Here is a 22,996-nt window from a genome sequence, read left to right as displayed (position 1 = left end):
GTTTGTTGACAACCAGTCCGCTTATTTACGGATGCCAAGGGCGGCTAATACGGCCCGATAGCGGTTGATATCTTTACGTTGGAGATAATCCAACATGGCGCGACGCTTACCTACCAGTTTCAGCAACCCCTGACGGGTGCTATAATCATGCTTGTGCGCCTTAAGGTGCTCAGTCAAATGAGAGATCCGGTACGTAAACAACGCAATCTGAGATTCTGCTGACCCAGTGTCCCCCGGAGTTTTTTGGGCACCCTGCGTAGCGAAAATTTCCTGTTTTTTTTCAGATGGCAAATACATCGTCAGACAGCTTTTTGTTTACAAATTGATTTTACAGCCGCAAAGGTAGGAAAAAAGGAGTTAAGAGTGAAGAATTAAGCGTGAAGAGTTGGCTGACGCGAGAATATACGGGTGTCAGTTAACAACTCTTCACGCTTACTTCTTCACTCTTAACTCCTTTGTTGTTTTCCTCGACCCATCATGGCTCCAACCGGGGGGGCCGAAGAGATAACCGAGGGCATGGCGGAACGAACTGGCATGGCGTACATCGTTGGCAATGTCGCCCCACTCGTGGAAGGCAATTCGGATGGGGTTGTAAGAGCCCACATTTTTGGTGAGGCCATACGTCGGTCGATGCTGTTCGGGTTCAAACGTACCAAACAGCCGATCCCAGATGATGAGTACGCCCGCATGGTTCTTGTCCAGATACGCCAGATCAGACCCATGGTGAACCCGGTGGTGCGACGGCGTATTGAACAGCCACTCTATTGGCCTGGGGAGGCGTCTGATCAGTTCTGTATGAATCCAGAATTGATATAACAGGCTGATTGACTGCATGGTCATGATGGAAAGGGGCGAAAAGCCAATCAGTGGCAACCAGAGCCAGAAAATGAACGAGCCGGTGATGGTTCCGGTCCAGGTCTGGCGAACGGCCGTGCTCAGGTTATACTTCTGTGAGGAGTGGTGCACGACATGCGACGCCCAGAACCATCGACTGCCGTGGCTGATCCGGTGGAACCAGTAATAGCTGAAATCCTCGGCGAAAAACAGCGCGACCCAGGGCCACACCTGCGACATATCGATAGTGAATAACCGAAACTGGTAGACGAGTGAGTAGGCTCCCAGGGCCAACGCTTTTCCAACGAACCCAACGATCACGCTGCCAATGCCCATTGTGATACTGCTGGCGCTGTCTTTCGTCTCATAATGGTCGCGCTGTTGCCAGGCGGTAATGGCCACTTCGGCAGCGATCAGTATCACGAAGGCCGGAATGGAATAATTAACCAGATCGTTCATAGTTTATCAATGAATGATACAAATCTAGGTACGTTCCAGCAAAAAAATACCCGCTACAACAAGCTGTTGAGCGGGTAGGTGCTGTTGTCTTCCCCAAGAGGGAGGAATTCCGGCGGTTTTGTTACCAATGCCAGGTTTCCTCCTTCTTCGGGAGGACAGAGATTTGACGAAGACTAGACCAGTGTGGCCGTCAACGTTAGTTTAATGTCGGGTGAAAGAGCACGCGAGATGATACAGTTTTTCTTCGCATCATTGGCGATCTCTTCAAATTTGGCCTGATCAAGGCCGGGTACGGTGCCTGTCAATACCAGGTCAACGGCAGTGATGGTCAGCGTATCCATGTCCATTGTCAACACGGCCTTTGTTTCCAGGTTGGTAGGCGTAAAACCCTGCTGACCCATCGTGGCACCGGTAGCCATCGTGAAGCAACCTGCGTGAGCAGCTGCCAGCAGTTCTTCGGGATTCGTGCCCGCACTGCCATCTTCGCTTTGGAAACGTGTTTTGAATGAAAAAGGAGTATTATTCAATACGCCTCCGGTGGCTGATAGTGAGCCGGTGCCTTCCTGCAGGCTTCCCGACCAGGTGGCCGATGCTCTGCGTTTTGCTTGTGCCATGATTGTGGTTCAATGTTTAGCGTTAGACATCCTAACGATTGCTAGTAAAACCAGCATCACAGCCCAGATTGTTTCACCATCTGATCGACTTTATTGATCGTTCATCAACGGTAGTAATTAGTGAGCCACTTTTGGGTGGGTCCGAAACCAAGGGTACCTTCCCCGCTGTTGATTCCCTGTAGAACGTTATACATGTCCCCACTTTTCCCATGCGTATTGTAAGCAGGAATCTCAAAAAGAGTGATTATGCCGACCTCAAAGAGGCGATGATCGAGTCGTACAGCGGTATTGGCGGTGACTATTGGGAGAAAAACCTGATCGATAAACTGGTCAATATTTTTCCGGACGGTCAGTTCTGTGTGGAAGTCGACGATAAAGTAGTGGCCTGCGCGCTGGCTATTCGGGTGAAATATGCCGACTTTGGCGATAGCCATACGTTCGAGGAAATCACCGGAGAATACACCTTCGACACGCACACCAGCAAAGGCGACTGGCTGTATGGCATTGAAGTATTCGTTCACCCCGACTACCGTGATCTGCGGCTGGGCCGCCGCCTTTACGACGCGCGGAAAGAGTTGTGCGAGCAACTGAACCTCAAAGGTATTCTGGCCGGTGGCCGGATTCCCAACTACCGGAAATACGCCGATGAACTGTCGCCCCGCGAATTTATTACGCGGGTAAAACAGAAAGACATTTACGACCCCACGCTGACGTTTCAGCTGGCCAATGACTTTCACGTTAAGAAAGTGCTGCGAGGTTATCTGCCCGGCGATACTGAATCGAAGGAATACGCGACGCTGCTGGAGTGGAACAACATTTACTACGTTGCCGAAAAAGACCGCAAGCCGCATACCGATTCAATTATCCGGTTGGGCGTTGTTCAGTGGCAGATGCGGCATTTCCCCGACATCCAGGCCTTTTTCGATCAGGTAGAATTTTTTACCGATGTAGTCTCCGATTACAAGGCTGATTTTCTGGTGTTACCCGAGTTTTTCAACACACCCCTGATGGCGCAGTTCAGGGATATGCCTGAACCGCAGGCCATCCGCGAACTGTCTAAGTATACGGATGAGGTACGCGACAAAATGTGCTCGTTCGCTATCTCCTACAACGTGAACATCATTGCGGGTTCTATGCCCCTGATGGATGAGGGCAAACTCTACAACGTATCGTACCTCTGCCGCCGCGACGGGTCATTTGAGGAGTACCGGAAGATCCACATTACGCCCAACGAAGTAAAATTCTATGGCATGGTGGGCGGCTACGAGGTACGTACCTACGACACCGATTGCGGCAAGATCGGGATGATGATCTGCTATGACGTTGAGTTCCCTGAATTAGGTCGGGCCTTGGCCGCTCAGGGCGCACAGATCATCTTTGTCCCCTTCCTGACCGACACGCAGAACGGGTACTATCGCGTAAGGAACTGTGCCCAGGCACGGGCTATTGAAAATGAGTGTTACGTGGCCATTTCGGGCTGTGTGGGAAACCTGCCAAACGTACCCAACACAGATATTCACTACGCTCAATCGGCGGTATTCACACCTTCGGATTTCCAGTTTCCCAATAACGCGATCAAGGCTGAAGCAACCACCAACACCGAAATGGTCCTTTTCGCCGACGTCGATGTATCGCTGCTGAAAGAGTTGCACGAATACGGCTCTGTGCAGAACCTGAAAGATCGCCGCACGGATTTGTACGAAGTTTCGATGAAACGCCCGTCGCGTCGTGGCCCAAAGAAAGCGTCTCCCGACAACGACCCGGAGCAGGTTGCGCCGGTGATTGTGGTGTCTGAATAAGGTGTTGATAACGTTGCTCTTGCTAGCGAGGAGCATTACGCAAGCAAGAGCAACATTATTATAATCAACGCTTTGCTGACCTAACTAATTGATAATCGATTAGCGCGCCAACGGCGATGCCAACGCTGTAGCAGATCAGATCGGTCCATAGAAAGCCGAAGCCAAGAACCAGTGCGCCAAGGCGGGTTGCCCGAATCGCGTCGATCCAGGGTGCGTGGTAGAGTTGGCTGATTTCAATACTGAACGAAAACAGCAGCGCCATCAGCGCCACTATTCTGGTCGGTTGGCGACTGAACACAAGCGCGATTCCGAAGAAGACCATCAGTGCCCAGAGCGTGTCACCTATGTACGCGTTGATGAAGGATGGTAGGTATGTCCCCAATCGCCTTGATGCTAATCCCAGCACTAAAACGCCCACTGTCAGGCCACTATACACAAGTCTGTTTCGTTTCACGCTGTATCGCTTTTACTATTATTCTATCGTTAACAAACTAGTAATTCTATTCTTTTAATAGATCAATAACAGCGATTTTATTTACTTGCGTTAATCCTTTTTCCCAAAGCCCTATCCAATCGGCATACCGCCGGGTAACGTCGCTCGGGACAAACCTAAAACGCATAGTAGACATGTTTACTCATATCATTGAAAAACCGAAAATTAGTCTGTCGCTACTGACAGCGGGCATTGTCTTGCTCGGTAGTTGTACCAGTTCGACTGTCATTACCAGCCAACCTGCCGGGGCCAAACTGTATGTCAATGGGCAGTACAAAGGCACCACGCCTTACCAGTACAGCGACACCAAGATCGTTGGCAGCACGACTGATCTCCGGCTTGAAAAAGAGGGTTTCGAACCGTTTCAGGTTCCACTTGTGCGTAACGAACGGGCTGATGCCGGTGCCATAGTCGGTGGAGTTTTCCTCCTGTTTCCGTTTCTCTGGACGATGAAGTATGACCCAGACCATACCTATCAATTACGGCCGCTAAACGGCATCGACCAACCGGTTTCAACGCCACCTGCGTCGACGGCGGCACCACTCTATGGCGTTCCGAATACACCAGCCACACAGGCAACTAGCTCAACATCAAAAGCCGACCGGCTCCGCGAGATCAAGAAGTTGTATGACGAAAAGATCCTGACAGAGAAAGAGTACGAAGCCGAGAAAAAGAAGATCCTGGATGGTAACGATTAGCTAATCGAGTGGCGGAACATAGAGGGGCAGTTGTCGTTTCGGATCAAACGCTTCGTAGGTATACCGAATGGTGCCTGCCTTTCTATACGTGAACTCGTTTCTGGTTGTCTGGTTAATCGTGTGTTCGTGCTGTTCACTAATCAATCTCCCTAACCGATCATACTGATAGCGAACAGTTTCCGGATACTTACCATCATACCAGGTACGTGCTAAGCGACCATCCGGCGAATAGGCGTACCGTCTCGACAAGCGGATAATGGTATCTGACTTTCCGTTTTGGGACGATGACACATAGAGCCGCAGATACCTGACCAATTGCCCTTTTTCATTCCTTATCCACTGATCAGTATCGGTACGTACAGCTGCATCAACGTCGGGTAATACCGACTTAATGGTGTCGCCATCAGCGGCAAACGAATATAAAATTGTTTGCTCCCGTTGGGTGCCTGCTACAATCTCCTGATATAACCGGCCCTGTCTGTCATAACTATAGTGATGTACAGCGACATCATTCGTACCTGTCCTGTTGTCGTCATTGTGAAAATACGTCACAGAACGTACTTTGAAGGGACCATCGTACTGATTCAGCAGCTTACTGTTCGTTCTGCCAAAATTATATACTTCCAGAGTTCGACCCTCTCGGTCAAGCAACGTCGTTTGCATTAGCTGCTTATCGATGAGTGTGCTACGTACCAGTGCAATCTGGTCAAACGGCGTTTCTATCTGAGGAATACCCTTATCCAACATAGCCATATCGGGGTGCTGATCACAGCCGAAAAACAGCCAGCAGACGGCCAGGACGTAGAATACCCTCCGTTTCTCCTTCATTGATTCGGTCTACTTCAAAGCTCTGGCTACTTCCAGTGGACGGTCTGTCGAGAGCATATCGGCACCGGCGGCGGTCCATTCGGTATAGAGGTTATCGCCTTTGGCGGCGGCCTGTTTGTCGAGGTTGCCCAACGTACCCAGAATGGTAGCGATGCCTTTGGCGTGCAGGAAGGTGTACAGGCTTGAGTCGGGCGTTTTCACACCCACAAACGCAAACATCCGGTTGTCAGGAATACCCAATTCGTGGAGCTGATTGTATTCCGCCTCGTTGCGAATCGTCACGGAGATCATCAACTCGGGAGCCAGTTTGTTCACCAGCGCCGCATCTTTGGCATTGTAGGTGATGATGGCGACGTTGTTCTCCGTTTTCGTCTTGCGCACGTGTTCGACCACTTTTGCGAAGGACACATTCCGCTTCACGTCCAGCGTGAACATCGCCCCACGTTTACGGCCCCAGTTCAGTGTTTCGATGAGCGTTGGTACGCGAAACGCCGTTGGGTTTCCCTGATTGTCTTCCAACTTCACCTGTTGCACCTCGGCATAGGTACGTTCGATGAGCTTGCCGGTTCCGGTTGTCGTGCGGTCGAGGGTGGCGTCGTGCATCATCACCAGTACGCTGTCTTTGGTCAGGTCAATGTCGCACTCGATCACCGCTGGCGCGTCGGGTCGCTCGATTTGTCCGGTGACGTAGTCGAACGATTCGATGCAGTTTTCGGGAAAGCCCCGCAGGTCACCCCCTCCCCGATGCACCGAAATCAATGGATGCCGACCAGCAACGTACCTGAACCGCTCGGTAGCCCGAACTGCCGATTTCGAAGGTGACGTTTTCGGTGAACAACCAGCAAAAAAGCTGGCCAGTGTGAGGGTGTAGAGTAGTGATGTTGAGAAGCGATTCATGATGGAGTAGTTGTGATGATTTTTTGGTCATCCCTCCTCCCGTCGGGATGACCAAAAAATCGTTTCAATTTTAAGCGAAGTTGTCAAAAAACAACGTACCTAGCCATTCTCAAACCGCCTGGCCAGCACAGCATCCGGGTACGTTATTTCGGTTAAAAACAACCCGCTGGCGGGTGCAGCGCGACTGGCCATAGTACGGTCTTCGGCCCGGATGATGGCTTCGAACTGGTCGAGGGTCATGCGGTGCTGGCCGATATCGAGCATCGTGCCGACAATGCAACGCACCATGCCATACAGGAACCGGTCGGCCTTAATATGGAAAATGAGCGACTCCGCCGTCTGCTCCCACTCGGCCCGCATCAGCTGGCAGTGGTAGTGATTTACGTTCGTCCGGACTTTGCTGAAACTCTTGAAATTACTGAACGTCAGCAGTTTGTCCGCCGCTTCGTTCATCAGGGGAATATCCAGTTGCGGTCGGAAGATGTAACTCTGATTGGTCAGGAACGCGCTCTTCTGTCGACGAATGTGGTACTGATAATACCGCGCTTTGGCCGAAAACCGGGCGTGGTCGGTTGGGCCGACGGGGAATATCCGGTAGATCGCGATCCCGTCGGGCAGCATGTTATTCAGCGAATGCACCAGCAGATCATGCTCCGGTAGCTCACCGTCCATCTCGAAATGGGCGTACTGCTGCCGGGCATGCACCCCCGCGTCGGTGCGGCCGCTACCAACAATATAGATCGGCTGACTCAGCCGTTTGGTCAGCGTTTCTTCCAGCACCTGCTGCACCGAAATTCCGTTCGGTTGAAACTGCCAGCCGTGAAAGTCAGTGCCTTTATAACTCAGTTCAATAAAATAACGCTGCATGTAGTGCTGTATGGTACTGGGCAGGTACGTTGCCTTTCTTTGAAGTGAGGCTCAACGAGTTAGGTTGCTGACGCATGGCCCTTCGACAAGGCGTCAGCAACCTAACTCGCGAAGCCTCACGCAGAACTTGCACTTTATGCCATGATCTTGCCCAGGGCGTTGTTGTACAGATCCGACGCGTCGGCAGTGGCAATCACGGTTTGGCCATCCACCACGAAGTCAGCGGCGGTTACGTCACCGATCTTGTTGAAGGCTACACGGGCGTGATCCATAAACTGCTCGAAAGCCGCCTGCTGCGCTGCTGATACCGATACCACGACGCGGCTCTGGCTTTCGCCAAACAGGTAGGCATCTTTCCGGTAGTCGGCGTCGGTCGTGATGGCGAAGCCGGTACCGCCCGCCATGGCCGATTCAGCCACGGCCACGAACAGACCACCATCCGAAATATCGTGCGCCGATGAGATGAGCTTCTTCGTGATCAGCTGCTTCACGACCGATTGAAGCGTCAGCTCCTGATCAATATCGAACGCGGGAGCTGGCGATGCTTTTACGCCCCGGTACGAATACAGGTACTCCGACGAAGCAATGTCGTTCTGCGATGAGCCGATCAGGTAGATGCTGTCTCCTGCCTGACGGAAGTTAAGCGTCATGCGGTTATCGGGCTTCTCCATCAGACCCAGCATCCCGATCGTTGGCGTCGGGAACACCGGTCCGTCGTCCGACGACTGGTTGTAGAAGCTCACGTTACCACCCGTCACCGGCGTTTCGAAGCGGCGGCAGGCTTCGCCCATGCCTTTCACGGCTTCCACGAAATGCCAGTACACTTCAGGTACGTACGGGTTACCAAAGTTCAGGTTGTTGGTCACGGCCAGCGGTTCGCCACCCGTACAGACCACGTTCCGGCAGGCTTCGGCTACGGCAATCTGCGCCCCCACGAATGGGTTGGCGTTTACGTACCGGCTGTTGCAGTCGACGGTGATGACGATCGACTTCTCTGACTTGGGAATGCCCGCGCCTTTCACCCGTACCACGGCCGCGTCAGACGGGGCGTTGGTGGTCCGGTTGCTGGTGCCCACCATCGAGTCGTACTGCTGCGATACCCACTGCCGTGAGCAGATATTCGGGTGGCTCAACAGGTGTTTGGCTACCGCGCTCAGTTCATCGGTTGTGACGTCGGCCACGCTGGCGATGCGGAATTTCGCGAACTCCTTGATGTAGGCCGGCTCTTTGTATTCACGGCGATACTGCGGCGCACCACCGCCCAGCACCAGGTCATGGGCCGGTACGTCGGCCACCAGTTTACCGTAGCGGTAGAAATGCAGACGGCCAATGCCATCTTCCGGGGCGGCGGTCACTTCACCGATCTGGGCGCAGTGCAGGTCCCACTTGTCGAAAATACCCTGGATAATGCTCTCTTTCCCTTTTTCGACCACCACCAGCATCCGCTCCTGCGATTCTGACAGCAGGATTTCGAACGGCGCCATGTTTTGCTGACGCGTCGGTACTTTATCGAGGTCGATGATCATGCCGTGTTCCCCCTTAGCGCTCATTTCGGAGGTCGAGCAGATGATACCGGCGGCACCCATGTCCTGAATACCGATCACGTAGCCGGTGGCAATGATCTCGAGCGTGGCTTCGAGCAGCAGTTTCTCCATGAACGGATCGCCCACCTGCACGGCAGGCAGCTTATCCGTCGAAGCGGCGGTGATGTCTTCCGAGGCGAACGTGGCGCCGTGGATACCGTCTTTCCCTGTTGCCGAGCCGACAATGAACACCGGATTGCCCACGCCGTAGCTTGTTGCTTTGGCGCTTTTGCCCACTTCCACGATACCCGCCGAGAAGGCGTTTACCAGCGGATTGGTGTTGTAGCACTCATCGAAATAGATTTCGCCGCCCACCGTCGGAATACCAAAGGCATTCCCATAATCGCCGATGCCTTTCACCACACCGCGCAACAGCCGACGCGTTTTGGGCAGGCTCAGATCGCCGAAGCGGAGTGAGTTGAGTTGGGCAATGGGCCGGGCACCCATCGTGAAGATATCGCGGTTGATCCCGCCGACGCCCGTTGCGGCCCCCTGATACGGTTCCAGCGCCGAGGGGTGGTTGTGCGATTCGATCTTGAACGAACATGCCAGTCCGTCGCCGATATCGACCAGACCTGCGTTTTCGTCACCGGCTTTGGCCAGCATCCGGTCGGAGTCGCGGGGAAGCGTTTTGAGCCAGACGATGGAGTTCTTATACGAACAGTGTTCCGACCACATCACCGAGAAGATGCTGAGTTCGGTAAAGTTGGGCTGACGGCCGAGGATGGCGACAATCCGGTCAAATTCTTCGGGTAGCACCCCCAGTTTGCGGGCGGTTTCGACGGTTGGAATGGGATCTAGACTAGTCTGCGGTTGTTCGGGAGCGTTCACAGTGCGTACCACAAAGGGAGAAAAATGGAAGATGATAACGGGCTGATCGGGTGGGTTATACCCGTTCAGTATCAAGCCGGTAAGCCAAAATGACCCAGACTTCACAGGGCAAAAATAGGCTTTTTTGCCCGTTCGGGGCCATTTTTTTCGGGCTGCTGCTTGACAAATGTCAGAAATAAGCCTACTTTTGCATCATCGAATCACACAGAGAGATGGCAGAGTGGTCGATTGCGGCGGTCTTGAAAACCGCTGACTGTAACAGGTCCGGGGGTTCGAATCCCTCTCTCTCTGCACTTAACGTCGTTATTAGCCCGCCCGCTTATCCGGTGGGCTTTTTTCGTTTAGGATGTGGGCAACACGTCACCAGGACCGTGTTAACTTCTGCCTACGTACCAGGCCACCGGCAAACCATTCGCCCACACTCGCTGACCTACCGCCTAGTAACTACCTTACCTTTTGGAAATATGGGGCACGTTTGTAGCCTATGGTTTTGATTTTTTTAATCATATAAAACCATGTTAAAAACACATGAATGTCCGTTTCATTGCCCGGCCTTCAGCCACTCACACCACCCGGGCAACGCTTCAATGCCGAATTAGTGTCAATGGCGTTCGATCGACCGCCTTCAGTACTGGAATTGAATTGAGCCGATCCGATTGGAATGCCCGGCTTCAGCAAATTAAAGGCCGCTCCGATCGGGCGCAAACCGATACCCAACGCCTGGAATGGGTACGGTCCAAACTCTACAGCATCTACCACCATTTTGAGGCGAAAAACAGACCCGTGACGGCCGACATGATCCGCGAAACATATGTTGGCAAACGACGCCTGGAGTACACGTTAAATCAGTTACTCGAGGCGTTTTTATTAGCCAAGGAAAAATCGATCGACCAACCCGGCGGCATTACAAAAACATCCTTTTCAGCGTATCAGGATCGATTGGCTAACCTGGTCACGTACCTGACTGAAACCAAGCAGCTCAACAGCTTATTGGCTGAGCAGACTAATGTTGCTTTTGTCAAGGCCTGGCAAACGTACCTGCTGGGCAAATACAAGGTCAATTACGTTGGAAAGCACATCGATCTGTTAAAGCAGGTCTTAGATTATGGAGTCATGATGGAGCACATACAAGCTAACCGACTACATGGCTACCGGATTGCCCGAGTAGCCCCGGATAAACCAATCTACCTGACCAAAGAACAGATTGACCAGCTGGAGATGGCCGATCTGTCGACCGTGGTAGTGCTTCGCCCCTACCTGGAGCGTATGAAGCGCACCAGGACCATGTTTCTCTTCATGTGTGCCACTGGTATGCACTGGATCGATTACACCAACCTGACGGCCGATAAACTGCATACGCTGGATGGTCAACAGTTCCTGATCACCAAGCGTCAGAAATCCGAAAAGGAATTGATTGTGCCGGTCACCTCACTTGCAGCCCGGATCATTGACCAGGTGGGCGGCATCGACAACCTACCTAAGCTGAGCAATCAGAAGATGAATACAACGCTGAAACTGGTCGCCCTGGCGGCAGGTATCAAAACACCGCTTACCAGCAAAGTAGGTCGTAAGAGCTTCACCGACTTTTTCCTGAACGAAATGAAGTGGGATAAAGATAAAGTGGCTAAAATGCTTGGTCTGTCTAATACGAAGTACCTGGCACACTATGGCGATATCGATCACCGCTCTTTGCGCCTTGATCAGTGACACACAAAAAGCCCCTACTGGATCCAGTAGGGGCTTTTTGTGTGTCTGCAAATAGAGTACTCACTTTCGTTTGCCACTCAGTCGTACCGTGTACGTACCACTGGTGGTTCCGGAAGGAATTGTATGCTTACCAATTAGGGCAATGTTCGCGCCTTCGATGACACCGGTGTAACTAGGATCTTCTTTAGACTGAAGCTGGATCGATCCATCCGTGCTTTGCTTCATGGTGTAGTTACCCGTTATTTTAACCACTTGTGGTGTTGCGGTGGCTGCTCCAGCGGTGATATTTACTACACCCGGCGTGTACGACTCAATTGTAATTGTTCCTGTCGTGTACGGATCAAGCGTATTAAATTGATTCGTGAAATGCGCTGAGCTGATTGCATATTCGCCTTTAATGAGCGGCCCGAAATCAACGGCTGGCGTTTCTTCTTTTTTACAACCAGCCAGCATTAGTAGAAACAGCGACGTGGCCAGCAATCTGGTAGAAAGGTGCATGGTGTATGATTGGTTTATGATATGTTTACAATCCTACGCTAAGCGGCCCATCAAAACAAATTGACGGGTGGTTTTTGTTTAATTTATAGAGGAGTCAGTACATCTATAATTCCCTTTACAAATACCTTGTCTAGATCTATCTCCCCAAGGCCTAAATCAAAGGTATTTAGCAACTTAACTTTACTCTTTTCGTTGGGTTTGCTTACTACTTCAAACACTCTTGATGCTGCTTTGACTTTACCATCAACCTTCTGAAAATAATACTGTTGAATGTACATTTTACTTCTAAGTCTAAATCTAATTTGATAAGCACCGTGATCTTTGTCTAGGAGTCTACAAACTGCTTCAGAAGAATTTAAGTACACTAAAGAAACCTCATGAATCGCAATTTCATTTGCTTTAATCATGGATGTATAATTTAGGTAACACTGAGTATCAAACTCATATTCATTCACGTCAATTTGTCTTGATTTACAATAAATAACCTTGAAGTAATCAGTAATATAAATGGTGGCTCCATAAATGGGATTTGTATTATTATTTACAATAAATAACTCATGAAAATTCTTATCAACTTCTCTTTGCTCCAGATATATCATTTCTTCTCCTCCCCTAATATTATCAGATATTACATTGTTTGCCTCCATGAGTTTATCGTAAAGGCTCATATTTTCTTCTCGTAATTTATCAATAGTATTAGATTGTTTTTCGGATTTTTTAATCAATTCTGTATTTTGATTTTTTAATAAATCAACATTAGAACTGGTATTTTTTCCTATAGTAACCCCCTCATTTACACCAAACTCAATTCTGGTTGATTTCTCAGAAGAACTTTTATTTTGTAGATACGTGCCAATTAGTGTAATAGCTCCCCCTAATAGCGTAATACCAGCACCTATCGCAATGATAACCATAGGTTTTTTTATAAGATCAAACATTAGCTGTAACATATTACAAGTTGCTTGTACTCTATCGGTTACATTAAATCGTTGCAACAGGACGTAACCTTCAAGAGACTGTTTTGAAATCTAAGAGAAGTATCTACAATCCTACGTAAAGTGGCTCGTCAAAACAAATTGACATCCTATCATAGTTGTTAATCGCAGGCGTTTAACCTGCTTATGTCCTACCTATGATCTAATTCACGTTGCTCTTTAGAATATTACTACTATTCGTTGCCTGGCTGTTTAACCTGGTACACGACTTAGATAGACAGGTAGCATTACAACAAAAAGCTCGCTCAGCTGAGCGAGCTTTTTGTTGTAATGCTGCTAACTTATGACTACCTGAATAACCGCCATACCCATAATTAACGGCTATAAACGCCTCACAATCAGAAGCCGACGCGCCGGCTTTAACTAGTGAGCAAATATACAGAATTAGAACGTCGACCCGCCAAAGAAGCCCAGGGTGGTGCCTAGCAACCCGTAGCCAATCCGCTCCCACCACATTTTGCGCCTAGCCGTTTTGATGCTGCTATTCGTCTGCTCGAGCATGGTGCCGGCGTCGTTGACATGGCCAATAGCGTGCTGCAGTAACGTACCTAGTTTCTGTATCCGGGCATCCTGTCGGGTAATGGAATCCTGGAGCGTCCGTAGCCTGGTCGATGTCAGGTTGATCAGCTGCTCACGTCCCGCCATCGATAACGCCGCTTGTTCCTTCAGTACGGAAATAAGCTCATCGGTATCCGTGAAATCCAGCGTCAACAGCGTTTGCCTGGCAAACTCCAGTTTAGCCAGATCGTACCGACTGACCAATACACTATCGATACCCATGTTGGGCGTTTGCTTGATCAGCAGGGGCACCACCTGACCGACGCCTAATGTGTCACTTTCAGCGAAAGCGAGGCTAGTCAGGAATAGCAGCAAAACAGTATAATATTTGGCGCTCATTTTACGAAAAGTGAAAAAGTAGACAAAAACGGGCAAAATTGGGGGTTGGCCAGCCCGGACCAGGATCCGTTTAGCCTGGTGCAGCAGCTCGCCGGCGGCGAGGCAACCAAACAATGTTTGGCTTCCATTCTTGCAATAGATTTCAGTACTGGAGCTGTGGTAGTTTTTCCGCTACCGCTTGAGCTTCCCAAATATGACCTTGACTCGTTGGATGAACACCATCCTGACTAGCCACATTGGTTATAATGTATGTGTCACCAATTGCAGGTGTTGGGCTTACGCTGTCATTCCAGAAAAGAGCATTGCCGTTGGAATTATTCAGGCAACGGACTTGATTATTTGCCCCGCCAGACGTGAACCTGACTGAATAGCCAGCATATTGCAACCGTGTAAATGACTTGGTGCTGTCTGACAGGCCTATACTTGAGGCACCACCCGTAATGGAGCCTGATATGATAACACCGTCCGCAGGAACCCGCCAAAAACCACCATTCTGCGTAAGCACGTTGGCCGCATTTACTTCGATGTACTTACATACATCTATCATATCAACCAACCCTGCCGCCGCTGCCTGAGCCACAAAGCCACTTACGCCCGTATCACGAATCCATGCATTAATGGCTAATCGGGTTGTCTCTGTTGCTCCCTGCGTCGTCTGATTGGCTACAGTTGACCATCCGTCCGTGCTATTGGTTTTGGGTAAGATTGTGCAGGTAAAAAACTTTATACCCCTGTCCGTGTACCATTTAGCAATGGTGAGCAGGCTGCTCTTAATTGATGTTACCCCTAGCGACAAATCGTTGGTGCCATAGTTGCTAATCACATTCCCGCAAAGCTCCGTAATGGATAGCCGTATGCGACTCATACGCCTATCCGCAAACTGTACGGCCTGCTCACTTCCTTGAGGAACAAGGGTGTAGGCGTAAAGCGGGTCTATATTCGCATTGTAGCCTAGCTCAAGTTGATTACACAAAGCCCGAACACCAAACCCGCCCCGGTTCGATGGATAACCAGCATCACCAGTGCCTGACATAATACTATCACCAATTAAGCCGACCGTCTTTTTCGGCGTCTTTGTCTTACCCAAAATGGCTACAGGGTAGTACATATTTGCCCCTGTGCGAATCGTTACATTTTGATTGTCATAGGTTAGCTCACCATCTGAAAACCCTTCCCCGTTGTCCCTACCGTCGTTGTTAGTCGAGCCGATAAAGTTACCCCCGCCCGGTATAACCGCCGTTGTCGCAATAGAGGGCGCGTAGGTGTTGACTACCGTTGTAATCGTCGCACTAGACGAAAACGCAAGCACATTACTGACGCTGTAATAAATGCCCGTTGTGGCCGAACCCGCCGATGTCATCCAAACCCGGTAGCCTACCGCAGACGGTATAGATGCCGGTGCCGGAACTGTAATTACGTTGGTTGCACCCGCCCCGGTAGTAATTGATACACCCGCACTTGGTGCGCTATTGGTTCCGTCTAAGAACACGTAAGATATGCTCACAAAAAAGCTGGAGCTAGCAGGCAATGTTCCCCCGGTTGTGGCTGTACTTAGGGTAGGGGCAACGGGAGCCGCTGCCAACATTGCCTGAGCATAACTACGAACAAAAAAACGCTCGTTGGCCGCTACATTAAACGAAACAGGGTCTGAAATAAGCAAGCCTATTCCTTCACAAATCCCGTATCGTTTGCCCCCAAAGGCAACGGGAACTGTAGACTGTGATTGATCCGATGCCGTAGCCCCGCGTTTCTGTAAAGCTGCCCCAACCGTTATCGGATTTGTGTTTGGGTATTCGCCGTAGTTAACCGTTCTGAAATTCGCATAGACTACTCTAATTTGTGAAGCATCAGCTAGGGCAATATGTTCTGAGCGAAATGTTCGCCCGGTAACAGGATTACCCGGAGAACCGTGTAGCGTATTAGGATTGGTCGCGATGATTTGCCACCCACTGAGCCGCCGTTCAATGGCTGAAATCAACCCACGTTTGTAGGTATCCTTACCTGTGATTTTTGCGTTTAAGTCTGCCATTACAAAATATCTTCAATTAGCTGCGTACCATCGTAATCGTATTTTCCGAACGCCCCAGCATTATTTACTTCATCAGCGGTAATCAACACCCGGCATGGAGTAGTTCTTTTAGCCAGCCCAGCAACGGCCAGGGCGTAGGTTGGATACGGGACAACTTCCCGTTCAGTGGGCACCAAAATCATAGTCTGGTAGCCATGCTCATCCAATATCTGCTTCCACATAGTTGTACGATTAGAGGGCTATATTCTTGGCTTCCTGAAGACGTATTTTCTTTGCTTTGTACTGATCTTCCAGCTTCGTAGCGCGGACCCCTAACGCCTGTTCCTTTTGCTTCAGGGTATCATTCAAGGCGTTTAAATCCCGAAATAAATCACTCGCCTGAGTGATAAAGTTGGTGTTACCGGCACTGATCTGCCCGTTGATTAGCAGTGCCGTATCCAAATCAGCACGTGCCTGACTCAACTCATGTCGGGCGCTGGCCACCTCACTCAGTGCGTCGTTGATCTGCTGACGCGAGGGAGCCGGGCGAATGAACTCGCAATACAGGACGTAGGCCAGAAGGCCCACAAAGGCAATGGTTCCCATGTGTGACAGGATGGTTTTGGCGGTGTTTTTGATCGTTTCCATGTTACTTTTTGACCTGGCCAGCAACGGCCTTGATAAACTTGTCAACGGCCGGCCGAATGGTCTTCAGTTCAGCGGCCGTCAGGTAGATCGGCGCTTTGTTTTCGGCAAACTTTTCGTACTTGTTTTGGTGCAGGAAATCATTGGCAATCCCTTTTTCTTCCATCCGGGCACCAATCCACTGCTCAAATAGCCGGGCCCATAACTCATTGTGACGGATCCAGTACGAATCAGACTTACCCCCTTTGACCAGGTGATCACGTAACCGCTGGTAACTTTTGGTCTGTTGGAAGGCCATCAGGATACTGGTCATGTGCCAGCGTAGGGAATTGGCCGGCCAGGTATTGTGCTCGATCAGGTTGGTTTGACGTCCTCCGGAGAGACTGAGTGAACCCCGGCTCTGGTCGATGAAGGTGCCAAAGAAGTAGTCCAGGGCGTGGCCGTATTCGTGAGCCAGCGCACCGACGCCACCGGTATAGCTGAAGCGGCGCGTCTTGGCCGTTTTTACCACCCGGCCCGTAAACGGATCGGTGACGTGGCGTTTATACCTGGTCAGGTTGATCATGTAAGATCTAGGCTCGAAGTGAGCCAGCGCGCGGCCGTGCCCACGGGCACCAAAGGCAATCCCTACCATGTTGTCCAGGCCGATATTACTCCAGCCCAGCACCTTGGCCATGTCATCGAGGGCCACCACTAGGGCAGCCAGGTAGTTGTAGGCGTCTTCGTTCGTGACCCACTGACCAAACTCGATTCCCTTCAACTTGTAGCGGGCCAGGGCGGCGTTGATGTCGCGCTGGGTAATAGCCCGGCTGGTTCTGGAAAAACCCTTATAGTACTCGACAAACCCTTGTTTCTCAAAGTATTTATCCAGTCGACTGCCAATCGACACCCGGGTATCAGAGTCGACGGCATACTTGGCAGACTGGTAGCTAGGCGTAAACCCGATTCGTTCTTCCATTGGATCGATCCGGGCAATGGGCTTTAATAGCTTCATACAAAAAGCCCCGGCCACGTTACCGGCCGGGGCTGTTTAGAGGTAGGAACAATCGAGTTGGTTACGCTTCACGGCCGGTCACCTGAATCTGGGCAATACGGCTCCAGTCATGGAGCGGTGAATCAGTTACAGTGACTCGGAGCTTTGAGGTTACCAAGACATTGAATGCATGCGTGGTGACGCCCTTGGTGTTGCCAGCTACGTTGACGACCGTTTGCCAGCCCCCATTGACCCAACCCATAATACTGAAATCGCGTAAACAGTATAGGCTCTCACCACTTGTTCCCAGGGATGAGGAACCATCCGCGCCAGAGGCCACACTCGTGATAGTCACGTTACTAATAGCCATCGACACCGGCCAGGTAAGTTCAATCCAGTCAGGGAATACGCCTTGTGTACCATCATTCCATCCTCCTGTGATTCCCCACGTGTACCCCGTGGGTATTGCGGCATCCAGAATTGCGTTTGATTTAAGAAATCCAGGATGCGTTGACGACGTGGTTAGCGTGGCTTCAGGGGCAATATTTCGCAGTACTCCAGCTGTAATGGGTTCGTCTTTTCGTCGGGTCATCCATAACCCGGCTCCAATGGCCAACATCAAAACTATGGCCACCCCAATAAGTGTATTTGTAATCTTCATGATTAATCTTTTGAAGGGAATGAGCGTGAGGGATTAGACCGTTTTCCAGGCCCGTTTGAGGGCTGTTTGCCAGGCCACGTTAGGGGAGGCTTTGCGGATTTTCTTCGCTTTGACCACGGCTGATTTCATGCGTGATTGAGCTTTTTTTTGGGCGGCGGTAGCGCGTTTCTTGGCCATTGTATTGGGGTGATTGATTGGTTGGTTGATACTACTTTTTGAGTTGCTTGATAGCGGCCCGTTTGGCCGTAGCAATGGAGATACTGTAGACCTTCACGGGCTTGGTTTCACCGGTGAATGATGCTTTGTGAATCTTGCTGGTCAGGGCATCTAATTTGTTCAGGTAGGCTTTTCCCTTGGCCGTACTCTTGCGTTTGGCTGGAGCGGCTTTTTTCGTGGTTTTACGGGTCTTTTTCATTAGGAAGGCTAATTCAGTTGAAAACAGGGGGCGGATATGCTCAGCATGCTTCAGACCAGCGGCGGCAACAGACAGATCCTTGCTAGGAATCGGAGTGTACATCTGCCCTTTATGGGTTAGGTAGAACACGTCCGCTGGTATATAAGCCCGATTCTCCGGGGCAAATGGCCGCACGTGGTAGACTGTCTGCCCATCGACTCGACGGCGGCGAAGAACCACCCCTACCCATGTTTTGCGCGATGGCGCGGTGAAGCTGACCACTTCGCCCGGAAAATGTGTCATATCAGGCAGTGGCTTTTGGTGCACGACTGATTACGACGGCACCGGCCACAGCAGCCAGGCCACCAGCGGCCCACATGAGCGTTGATCGGCGCTGCCAGGCCACTACTACCAGCAGGACCACCGCCACTACCAGGCCAATAGCTGGACCATAGGCATAGACGTTCGCAGTCAACGTACCGACCAAGTGATTAATCGTGGGCGTATTGGTACCCTGCACGGTGGGCACGTTCGTTGCGTCGAGCGCCGCTTTTGTCAGCACGTCGGCCCAGGCCTGTGCGTAGCGTTCGAAACCCGATCGGGCCAGGTGCACATTATCCGGCCGGTCAGACACCTGCAATTTGCTCATATCCGCACCCCGCCGGACGTTGGGAATTTGCGCGATCACCAGCTCCTGACCCTTCGTGATCTGGGTAAGATCCAAGGCGTTAGGGACAGGCTGATTATCAACCGCTTGCCAAACCGTCAGGTCAGCTTGCTTCGTAATTTGGCGAATGTAAGCCAGCACTACCTTGACCCGATCGGCATATTCCTGTGGCCCGGTCATTCGCTCCGCATCCACGTTGTACCAGTCGTTAGCACCATGGTTCATCAGCACACCACGTAGGCCACCAGTGAGGGGTAAATACACCGCAACAGCCGCTTCAACGGGCCGGATCGGCATCCGCTTTTCGTACTTCACAAAGGAGTGATTGAACGGCCGCTGTTGAATTACGCGCATCGACTGTTCGACGTTCGACCCGCCGAATGAGCACCCGAGCAGCAGGACAGGCACGTTCAATTGCTGTACCAGCTTGTCACCAATCAACCCGTGCACATAAGGGCCGGTCTGGTAAGGCGCAATCGATTGAGGTGAATTACTCAGCGGTCTGAAGTAGCGGGGTAGTTCAGTGTCAACAATATTTTCTGGCATCGAGCCACCAGCTGGCGGCGTGGCCACGACTACGCGGTCATCAACCGCCCCTGGTCCCCGTGTATCTCCAAACCGGTTTACTTCTTCCTGGATACCGCCACTGAAAACAGAGTGACCATACAGGATAAAGACTTCACCCACGTTTACCCGGCCAACCCGGCCAGTGCCAACGTCAGCCCCATTTGCTTTCGCTACTAGGCTCATTTCGTAGGCACCACCACTGCCGATAATCTTACCCGAAAAGGTACCGTCAGCATTGGGTACAATAATCGTTTCTTCAGCTGTTCCCCCCTTCACAGGCGTAAGGGTCACCCGTACCTGGTCACTGCCAGCTGGAGCCTGGCCACTAACGGGAATAGCAGCACGGTTCGCGTTATCGCGTTGATGAACCAGGTGTTCAAGGGGTAAGGTGATTTGTATGGGCGTTGTCATGATCGGGATCGGGTCAGTTGTAGGATGACAGGCCATCAGGGCCAGACTAAGTAGGATCGATACGTAGTTGATGACGCGTTTAGGCGTCGTCATGGGTTAGCTTTTCCGGGAGCGGAGTAAAACAATCAGTAAGGCAATCAGCACTATACCCGCCGTACCATAGAGTACGTAACGGGGTAACATCAAGCTATTTATCTCAGCCGTGTGCTCATCGTAGAGCGTTTTGAGATTGATATAGTCGATTTGCAATTCGTTGAGTTCAGCGGCCTGAGCGGCCTTTTTATCAGCGCTATGATCGAACAGGCCAGCCACCAGCTGCGTACCCAGGCCGATGAATGTGCCGATAGCGCCACCGATGCCCGGAATGACACCAAATAGCCCAGCGACCGCCCCACCAATCCCACCAATTGTTGCGGCCGTCTTGTCGGTTACGTCCTGAGCGCCCAGCTCAACCATCGATCCTTGAATGACCGCCGCACGGGCCAGCAGTAGACCGCGTCGACGCTTCAGATAGGCCAACCGGTCAGCCGACGTGGTTCCGGTGTAGGTCGTGTTGATCTGAGCGACCAGGGTTTGTACCGCCCGGCAGGCAGACGAATACGCATCGACGCTGTTTGGCGTGTAGTCGTTGACCGTACACTTGGCTAGATGGGCTATATAAACAGCATCTTGAGCCATGACTAGCGACGTTTGACCAAGACGACAATCAGCGTGAGACCGATCAACACCACGGCACCAGCCAGGTAGGGTAACAGCTGATCAAGGGTCAAGCCTGTGGTAGTACCATCACCAGCCGTCGGATTGTTGGGATTGCCAGGCGTTAACGGGGTCGTGTTAATGTCCGTGGCGACAAGAATCGATTCATTATCGCGGGTATATTCACTACTTAGCGGGATTTCCTGCCCGTATAGATTCAGGCTTTTCAGCGTTTCATCACTGGCCAGCGTTTGAAAGAGCTGCGATTGAGCGAATTCAGGATAGATGTTTGGATTGTTCTTCCGGAACGCGGCATCGAGCACCATTTCCCCTTTATCCTTCAGCTGGCCGGGACGGTCTGTGGTCCAGGTCAATATCAGGTACTTACCTACCTTCCGCACCCGGTATTCATAATGCTCAATACAAAGGGAAGGGGCCGTAAAAATGGAGCCACCACATTGGTAGGGCGAATCCAGTTTACCGATAATTTGACCGTTCTTAAACATGATTTATACGGTTACGATGGTTTCCAGTAGACCCAGCGGACCTACAAACTTTTTGATATACAAGGCCGTAACCGCTGGTGACTCGGCAATCACTTCATCGGCGTTTTTGCCCACCGGCCGAAAGTCATACTTGCGGTTGTAGCGGGCGATCACCTTATCCAGTCGCATGATGCCGTCGACCGTCTCTTCCTGAATGAGCGTGGCCAGGTAGATAGCGCCAACCAGGATGTTGAACTCGGGATTGAGCAGCTCGCTGCGCGTGACCGAAACGCCCGTTTGGTTGTTGCAGGGCAATTTTTGGCCCCGGCCTTTCTGCTTCAGAATGCAGTCCAGGCGCGACCCCATAAACCGGTACAGAGCGGTCTTTTCGTCAGCCGTCAGGCGTCCTTTCCGGTGCTCCAAAAAAATACCTTCCGACGCGGTAATGTGGTCGATCTGCATCAGGCCAATGGCTCCCGTGTTGGCGTTGGGATTACCCGCCGACTCGATATAGATGAAGGCCGTAATAATTGGCTCAGGTACATTGGTGAGCCGCGCGGCCTGGTCGATGAACGCCCCAAACCGCGCCCGGATACTGGCCACTGCTTGCAGGTTAGCCGTGACCTGGAGCGGGGTGTAAAACCCTTGCTCGGTCATCCGGCGTCGTATGATTACATTGGCCATAAGTTAGGTGAACGTGTAGGTGGTATCCAGCTTGGCTACTTTGGGATTTTCAACCAGGGCGTACCAGAGGCTAGCCGCCAGGGCCAGTGCTAGCAGCACCAGCGCTATGGTTTTCGGAGTTAGCAGCCCTTTCATTCGAACGGTGGTTGCCCGTTTGCTATCGGAGTTACCTCGGTCGATGATTTGCCTTTATAGCCGAATCGATCATCTCCGGAAACGCCAAGGGCCAGTTCGGTGAAGCCCTTGCCGATGGCATGCCAGTCACGTTGAGCGTAGCCTTCCACGATGACCGGCAGACCGACGCCCAGGCCAACAAGCGTTGTCATACGGTTTTTAAACAGGTGGTTGGCCACCTGAGCAACCAGGCTTTTGAGCTGGTTGCGTCTACGTTTTACTACAGGTTTACGGCGGGTGGACATCGTAGTAGTGATTAGTCTTTCTTAAAAAACAGCTCCCGGACGTTGACTGCGATGCCCGTGGTGAGCAGTAGCAGGGTCAGTATCAGGATGATGGTTTTCCAGTTCGGTTTCATATAATTGCGCTTGTCGTTGGATCTTCCGATTCGTCCTCGAGCACCGCTCCCAGCGATGGGGTGACGGTGCTCAATTCACGTTGTTTTAGTTCGAGCCGCTTGCACCAGATTGAGTAGCCTAGGTAGATCACGTACAGAATCAGGCCAATTAGTGTAAGCGCTTTAGCGGCTAGATCGTAGCTTAACAGGTGCAACATCCAACCCACTACAGCCATGGCAGTAGTTTTCATCGTGTCGTGATCAGCTAGTGTCTCGTTGAGCGGTTCCATCTCA

The 22,996-nt window shown here is 51.3% G+C and carries 28 protein-coding genes and 1 tRNA gene; 4 read left to right on the top strand and 25 right to left on the bottom strand.

The window, feature by feature from the left end; translation table 11 throughout:
• Positions 1 to 21 precede the first annotated feature (21 nt).
• From rpsO to J2I46_RS00425, 3 genes are all read right to left on the bottom strand, one after another.
• Entirely contained in the window at positions 22 to 297 is a 276-nt protein-coding gene (gene rpsO / locus J2I46_RS00435) for a 30S ribosomal protein S15 (protein ID WP_207326955.1), read from the bottom strand.
• 135 nt (positions 298 to 432) lie between these two features.
• The gene (locus J2I46_RS00430; protein WP_207326954.1) at positions 433 to 1,293 is read right to left on the bottom strand and encodes a sterol desaturase family protein; all 861 of its coding nucleotides are present in this window, start codon (positions 1,291 to 1,293) and stop codon (positions 433 to 435) included.
• A 173-nt stretch (positions 1,294 to 1,466) separates the two neighbouring features.
• Positions 1,467 to 1,907, bottom strand: coding sequence for an OsmC family peroxiredoxin (locus J2I46_RS00425; protein ID WP_207326953.1), 441 nt, complete (start codon positions 1,905 to 1,907; stop codon positions 1,467 to 1,469).
• A 209-nt stretch (positions 1,908 to 2,116) separates the two neighbouring features.
• Between J2I46_RS00425 and J2I46_RS00420 the strand changes: the two genes are divergently transcribed.
• Positions 2,117 to 3,706 carry a bifunctional GNAT family N-acetyltransferase/carbon-nitrogen hydrolase family protein gene (locus tag J2I46_RS00420; RefSeq protein ID WP_207326952.1) on the top strand — a complete coding sequence of 530 codons (1,590 nt, stop codon included), beginning with the start codon at positions 2,117 to 2,119 and terminating at the stop codon, positions 3,704 to 3,706.
• Between the two features lie 64 nt (positions 3,707 to 3,770).
• Here J2I46_RS00420 and J2I46_RS00415 read toward each other — a convergent pair whose 3' ends face one another.
• A complete protein-coding gene (locus tag J2I46_RS00415) occupies positions 3,771 to 4,160 on the bottom strand; it encodes a ribosomal maturation YjgA family protein (RefSeq protein WP_207326951.1) in 390 nt (129 codons plus the stop codon).
• A gap of 173 nt (positions 4,161 to 4,333) precedes the next feature.
• Here J2I46_RS00415 and J2I46_RS00410 point away from each other — a divergent pair, with 173 nt between their 5' ends.
• Positions 4,334 to 4,897 (top strand): PEGA domain-containing protein, encoded by a 564-nt coding sequence (locus tag J2I46_RS00410; RefSeq protein ID WP_207326950.1) that lies wholly within the window; start codon positions 4,334 to 4,336, stop codon positions 4,895 to 4,897.
• On the opposite strand, the gene J2I46_RS00405 is transcribed toward J2I46_RS00410, so the two are convergent.
• The 4 genes from J2I46_RS00405 to purL form a co-directional block, all read right to left on the bottom strand.
• Positions 4,898 to 5,725 carry a hypothetical protein gene (locus J2I46_RS00405; RefSeq protein WP_207326949.1) on the bottom strand — a complete coding sequence of 276 codons (828 nt, stop codon included), beginning with the start codon at positions 5,723 to 5,725 and terminating at the stop codon, positions 4,898 to 4,900.
• A gap of 9 nt (positions 5,726 to 5,734) precedes the next feature.
• Positions 5,735 to 6,622 carry a glycerophosphodiester phosphodiesterase family protein gene (locus J2I46_RS00400; protein ID WP_207326948.1) on the bottom strand — a complete coding sequence of 296 codons (888 nt, stop codon included), beginning with the start codon at positions 6,620 to 6,622 and terminating at the stop codon, positions 5,735 to 5,737.
• A gap of 99 nt (positions 6,623 to 6,721) precedes the next feature.
• On the bottom strand, positions 6,722 to 7,489 hold the full coding sequence (truA, locus tag J2I46_RS00395) for a tRNA pseudouridine(38-40) synthase TruA (RefSeq protein WP_207326947.1): 768 nt from the start codon (positions 7,487 to 7,489) through the stop codon (positions 6,722 to 6,724).
• A gap of 134 nt (positions 7,490 to 7,623) precedes the next feature.
• On the bottom strand, positions 7,624 to 9,903 hold the full coding sequence (gene purL, locus J2I46_RS00390; RefSeq protein ID WP_207328082.1) for a phosphoribosylformylglycinamidine synthase subunit PurL: 2,280 nt from the start codon (positions 9,901 to 9,903) through the stop codon (positions 7,624 to 7,626).
• Between the two features lie 206 nt (positions 9,904 to 10,109).
• Between purL and J2I46_RS00385 the strand changes: the two genes are divergently transcribed.
• Both J2I46_RS00385 and J2I46_RS00380 read left to right on the top strand, forming a co-directional pair.
• Positions 10,110 to 10,194, top strand: a tRNA-Ser gene (locus J2I46_RS00385).
• Positions 10,195 to 10,431: 237 nt separating this feature from the next.
• Positions 10,432 to 11,610, top strand: coding sequence for a tyrosine-type recombinase/integrase (locus tag J2I46_RS00380; RefSeq protein WP_207326946.1), 1,179 nt, complete (start codon positions 10,432 to 10,434; stop codon positions 11,608 to 11,610).
• 60 nt (positions 11,611 to 11,670) lie between these two features.
• Here J2I46_RS00380 and J2I46_RS00375 read toward each other — a convergent pair whose 3' ends face one another.
• The 17 genes from J2I46_RS00375 to J2I46_RS00300 form a co-directional block, all read right to left on the bottom strand.
• Entirely contained in the window at positions 11,671 to 12,108 is a 438-nt protein-coding gene (locus tag J2I46_RS00375) for a hypothetical protein (RefSeq protein WP_207326945.1), read from the bottom strand.
• A gap of 83 nt (positions 12,109 to 12,191) precedes the next feature.
• Positions 12,192 to 13,046: a hypothetical protein gene (locus J2I46_RS00370; RefSeq protein ID WP_207326944.1), complete on the bottom strand. Its 855-nt coding sequence runs from the start codon at positions 13,044 to 13,046 to the stop codon at positions 12,192 to 12,194.
• A gap of 441 nt (positions 13,047 to 13,487) precedes the next feature.
• Entirely contained in the window at positions 13,488 to 14,000 is a 513-nt protein-coding gene (locus J2I46_RS00365) for a hypothetical protein (RefSeq protein WP_207326943.1), read from the bottom strand.
• A 142-nt stretch (positions 14,001 to 14,142) separates the two neighbouring features.
• The gene (locus J2I46_RS00360; RefSeq protein ID WP_207326942.1) at positions 14,143 to 16,029 is read right to left on the bottom strand and encodes a hypothetical protein; all 1,887 of its coding nucleotides are present in this window, start codon (positions 16,027 to 16,029) and stop codon (positions 14,143 to 14,145) included.
• On the bottom strand, positions 16,029 to 16,250 hold the full coding sequence (locus tag J2I46_RS00355) for a hypothetical protein (protein ID WP_207326941.1): 222 nt from the start codon (positions 16,248 to 16,250) through the stop codon (positions 16,029 to 16,031). The genes J2I46_RS00360 and J2I46_RS00355 overlap by 1 nt, the downstream gene beginning before the upstream one ends.
• A 10-nt stretch (positions 16,251 to 16,260) precedes the next feature.
• Complete coding sequence (locus tag J2I46_RS00350) at positions 16,261 to 16,656, bottom strand: hypothetical protein (protein WP_207326940.1); 396 nt, start codon at positions 16,654 to 16,656, stop codon at positions 16,261 to 16,263.
• A gap of 1 nt (position 16,657) precedes the next feature.
• Positions 16,658 to 17,647, bottom strand: coding sequence for an LPD1 domain-containing protein (locus J2I46_RS00345; protein ID WP_207326939.1), 990 nt, complete (start codon positions 17,645 to 17,647; stop codon positions 16,658 to 16,660).
• A 61-nt stretch (positions 17,648 to 17,708) separates the two neighbouring features.
• Positions 17,709 to 18,287: a hypothetical protein gene (locus J2I46_RS00340; RefSeq protein WP_207326938.1), complete on the bottom strand. Its 579-nt coding sequence runs from the start codon at positions 18,285 to 18,287 to the stop codon at positions 17,709 to 17,711.
• A 33-nt stretch (positions 18,288 to 18,320) separates the two neighbouring features.
• Positions 18,321 to 18,464, bottom strand: a complete 144-nt coding sequence (locus J2I46_RS00335; protein WP_207326937.1) for a hypothetical protein — start codon at positions 18,462 to 18,464, stop codon at positions 18,321 to 18,323.
• 31 nt (positions 18,465 to 18,495) lie between these two features.
• A complete protein-coding gene (locus J2I46_RS00330; RefSeq protein WP_207326936.1) occupies positions 18,496 to 18,984 on the bottom strand; it encodes a hypothetical protein in 489 nt (162 codons plus the stop codon).
• A gap of 1 nt (position 18,985) precedes the next feature.
• Entirely contained in the window at positions 18,986 to 20,419 is a 1,434-nt protein-coding gene (locus J2I46_RS00325) for a hypothetical protein (RefSeq protein ID WP_207326935.1), read from the bottom strand.
• Between the two features lie 3 nt (positions 20,420 to 20,422).
• Positions 20,423 to 21,004 carry a hypothetical protein gene (locus tag J2I46_RS00320; protein ID WP_207326934.1) on the bottom strand — a complete coding sequence of 194 codons (582 nt, stop codon included), beginning with the start codon at positions 21,002 to 21,004 and terminating at the stop codon, positions 20,423 to 20,425.
• 2 nt (positions 21,005 to 21,006) lie between these two features.
• Entirely contained in the window at positions 21,007 to 21,528 is a 522-nt protein-coding gene (locus tag J2I46_RS00315) for a hypothetical protein (protein ID WP_207326933.1), read from the bottom strand.
• A gap of 3 nt (positions 21,529 to 21,531) precedes the next feature.
• Complete coding sequence (locus J2I46_RS00310) at positions 21,532 to 22,191, bottom strand: transglycosylase SLT domain-containing protein (RefSeq protein WP_207326932.1); 660 nt, start codon at positions 22,189 to 22,191, stop codon at positions 21,532 to 21,534.
• 3 nt (positions 22,192 to 22,194) lie between these two features.
• Positions 22,195 to 22,326 (bottom strand): hypothetical protein, encoded by a 132-nt coding sequence (locus J2I46_RS33135; RefSeq protein WP_262897986.1) that lies wholly within the window; start codon positions 22,324 to 22,326, stop codon positions 22,195 to 22,197.
• Complete coding sequence (locus J2I46_RS00305; protein ID WP_207326931.1) at positions 22,323 to 22,610, bottom strand: hypothetical protein; 288 nt, start codon at positions 22,608 to 22,610, stop codon at positions 22,323 to 22,325. The genes J2I46_RS33135 and J2I46_RS00305 overlap by 4 nt, the downstream gene beginning before the upstream one ends.
• 109 nt (positions 22,611 to 22,719) lie before the next feature.
• Positions 22,720 to 22,953: a hypothetical protein gene (locus J2I46_RS00300; RefSeq protein ID WP_207326930.1), complete on the bottom strand. Its 234-nt coding sequence runs from the start codon at positions 22,951 to 22,953 to the stop codon at positions 22,720 to 22,722.
• Positions 22,954 to 22,996 lie beyond the last annotated feature (43 nt).

The organism is Fibrella forsythiae, from assembly GCF_017353175.1.
GTDB lineage: Bacteria > Bacteroidota > Bacteroidia > Cytophagales > Spirosomataceae > Fibrella > Fibrella forsythiae.
This window is presented reverse-complemented; position numbering and strand designations above follow the sequence as displayed.

Excerpts from the sequence above, each read along its gene's own strand:
- rpsO (WP_207326955.1), bottom strand. The coding sequence starts at position 297 with ATGTATTTGCCATCTGAAAAAAAACAGGAAATTTTCGCTACGCAGGGT.
- J2I46_RS00430 (WP_207326954.1), bottom strand. The coding sequence starts at position 1,293 with ATGAACGATCTGGTTAATTATTCCATTCCGGCCTTCGTGATACTGATC.
- J2I46_RS00425 (WP_207326953.1), bottom strand. The coding sequence starts at position 1,907 with ATGGCACAAGCAAAACGCAGAGCATCGGCCACCTGGTCGGGAAGCCTG.
- J2I46_RS00420 (WP_207326952.1), top strand. The coding sequence starts at position 2,117 with ATGCGTATTGTAAGCAGGAATCTCAAAAAGAGTGATTATGCCGACCTC.
- J2I46_RS00410 (WP_207326950.1), top strand. The coding sequence starts at position 4,334 with ATGTTTACTCATATCATTGAAAAACCGAAAATTAGTCTGTCGCTACTG.
- J2I46_RS00405 (WP_207326949.1), bottom strand. The coding sequence starts at position 5,725 with ATGAAGGAGAAACGGAGGGTATTCTACGTCCTGGCCGTCTGCTGGCTG.
- J2I46_RS00400 (WP_207326948.1), bottom strand. The coding sequence starts at position 6,622 with ATGAATCGCTTCTCAACATCACTACTCTACACCCTCACACTGGCCAGC.
- truA (WP_207326947.1), bottom strand. The coding sequence starts at position 7,489 with ATGCAGCGTTATTTTATTGAACTGAGTTATAAAGGCACTGACTTTCAC.
- J2I46_RS00380 (WP_207326946.1), top strand. The coding sequence starts at position 10,432 with ATGAATGTCCGTTTCATTGCCCGGCCTTCAGCCACTCACACCACCCGG.
- J2I46_RS00375 (WP_207326945.1), bottom strand. The coding sequence starts at position 12,108 with ATGCACCTTTCTACCAGATTGCTGGCCACGTCGCTGTTTCTACTAATG.
- J2I46_RS00370 (WP_207326944.1), bottom strand. The coding sequence starts at position 13,046 with ATGTTTGATCTTATAAAAAAACCTATGGTTATCATTGCGATAGGTGCT.
- J2I46_RS00365 (WP_207326943.1), bottom strand. The coding sequence starts at position 14,000 with ATGAGCGCCAAATATTATACTGTTTTGCTGCTATTCCTGACTAGCCTC.
- J2I46_RS00360 (WP_207326942.1), bottom strand. The coding sequence starts at position 16,029 with ATGGCAGACTTAAACGCAAAAATCACAGGTAAGGATACCTACAAACGT.
- J2I46_RS00355 (WP_207326941.1), bottom strand. The coding sequence starts at position 16,250 with ATGTGGAAGCAGATATTGGATGAGCATGGCTACCAGACTATGATTTTG.
- J2I46_RS00350 (WP_207326940.1), bottom strand. The coding sequence starts at position 16,656 with ATGGAAACGATCAAAAACACCGCCAAAACCATCCTGTCACACATGGGA.
- J2I46_RS00345 (WP_207326939.1), bottom strand. The coding sequence starts at position 17,647 with ATGAAGCTATTAAAGCCCATTGCCCGGATCGATCCAATGGAAGAACGA.
- J2I46_RS00340 (WP_207326938.1), bottom strand. The coding sequence starts at position 18,287 with ATGAAGATTACAAATACACTTATTGGGGTGGCCATAGTTTTGATGTTG.
- J2I46_RS00335 (WP_207326937.1), bottom strand. The coding sequence starts at position 18,464 with ATGGCCAAGAAACGCGCTACCGCCGCCCAAAAAAAAGCTCAATCACGC.
- J2I46_RS00330 (WP_207326936.1), bottom strand. The coding sequence starts at position 18,984 with ATGACACATTTTCCGGGCGAAGTGGTCAGCTTCACCGCGCCATCGCGC.
- J2I46_RS00325 (WP_207326935.1), bottom strand. The coding sequence starts at position 20,419 with ATGACGACGCCTAAACGCGTCATCAACTACGTATCGATCCTACTTAGT.
- J2I46_RS00320 (WP_207326934.1), bottom strand. The coding sequence starts at position 21,004 with ATGGCTCAAGATGCTGTTTATATAGCCCATCTAGCCAAGTGTACGGTC.
- J2I46_RS00315 (WP_207326933.1), bottom strand. The coding sequence starts at position 21,528 with ATGTTTAAGAACGGTCAAATTATCGGTAAACTGGATTCGCCCTACCAA.
- J2I46_RS00310 (WP_207326932.1), bottom strand. The coding sequence starts at position 22,191 with ATGGCCAATGTAATCATACGACGCCGGATGACCGAGCAAGGGTTTTAC.
- J2I46_RS33135 (WP_262897986.1), bottom strand. The coding sequence starts at position 22,326 with ATGAAAGGGCTGCTAACTCCGAAAACCATAGCGCTGGTGCTGCTAGCA.
- J2I46_RS00305 (WP_207326931.1), bottom strand. The coding sequence starts at position 22,610 with ATGTCCACCCGCCGTAAACCTGTAGTAAAACGTAGACGCAACCAGCTC.
- J2I46_RS00300 (WP_207326930.1), bottom strand. The coding sequence starts at position 22,953 with ATGAAAACTACTGCCATGGCTGTAGTGGGTTGGATGTTGCACCTGTTA.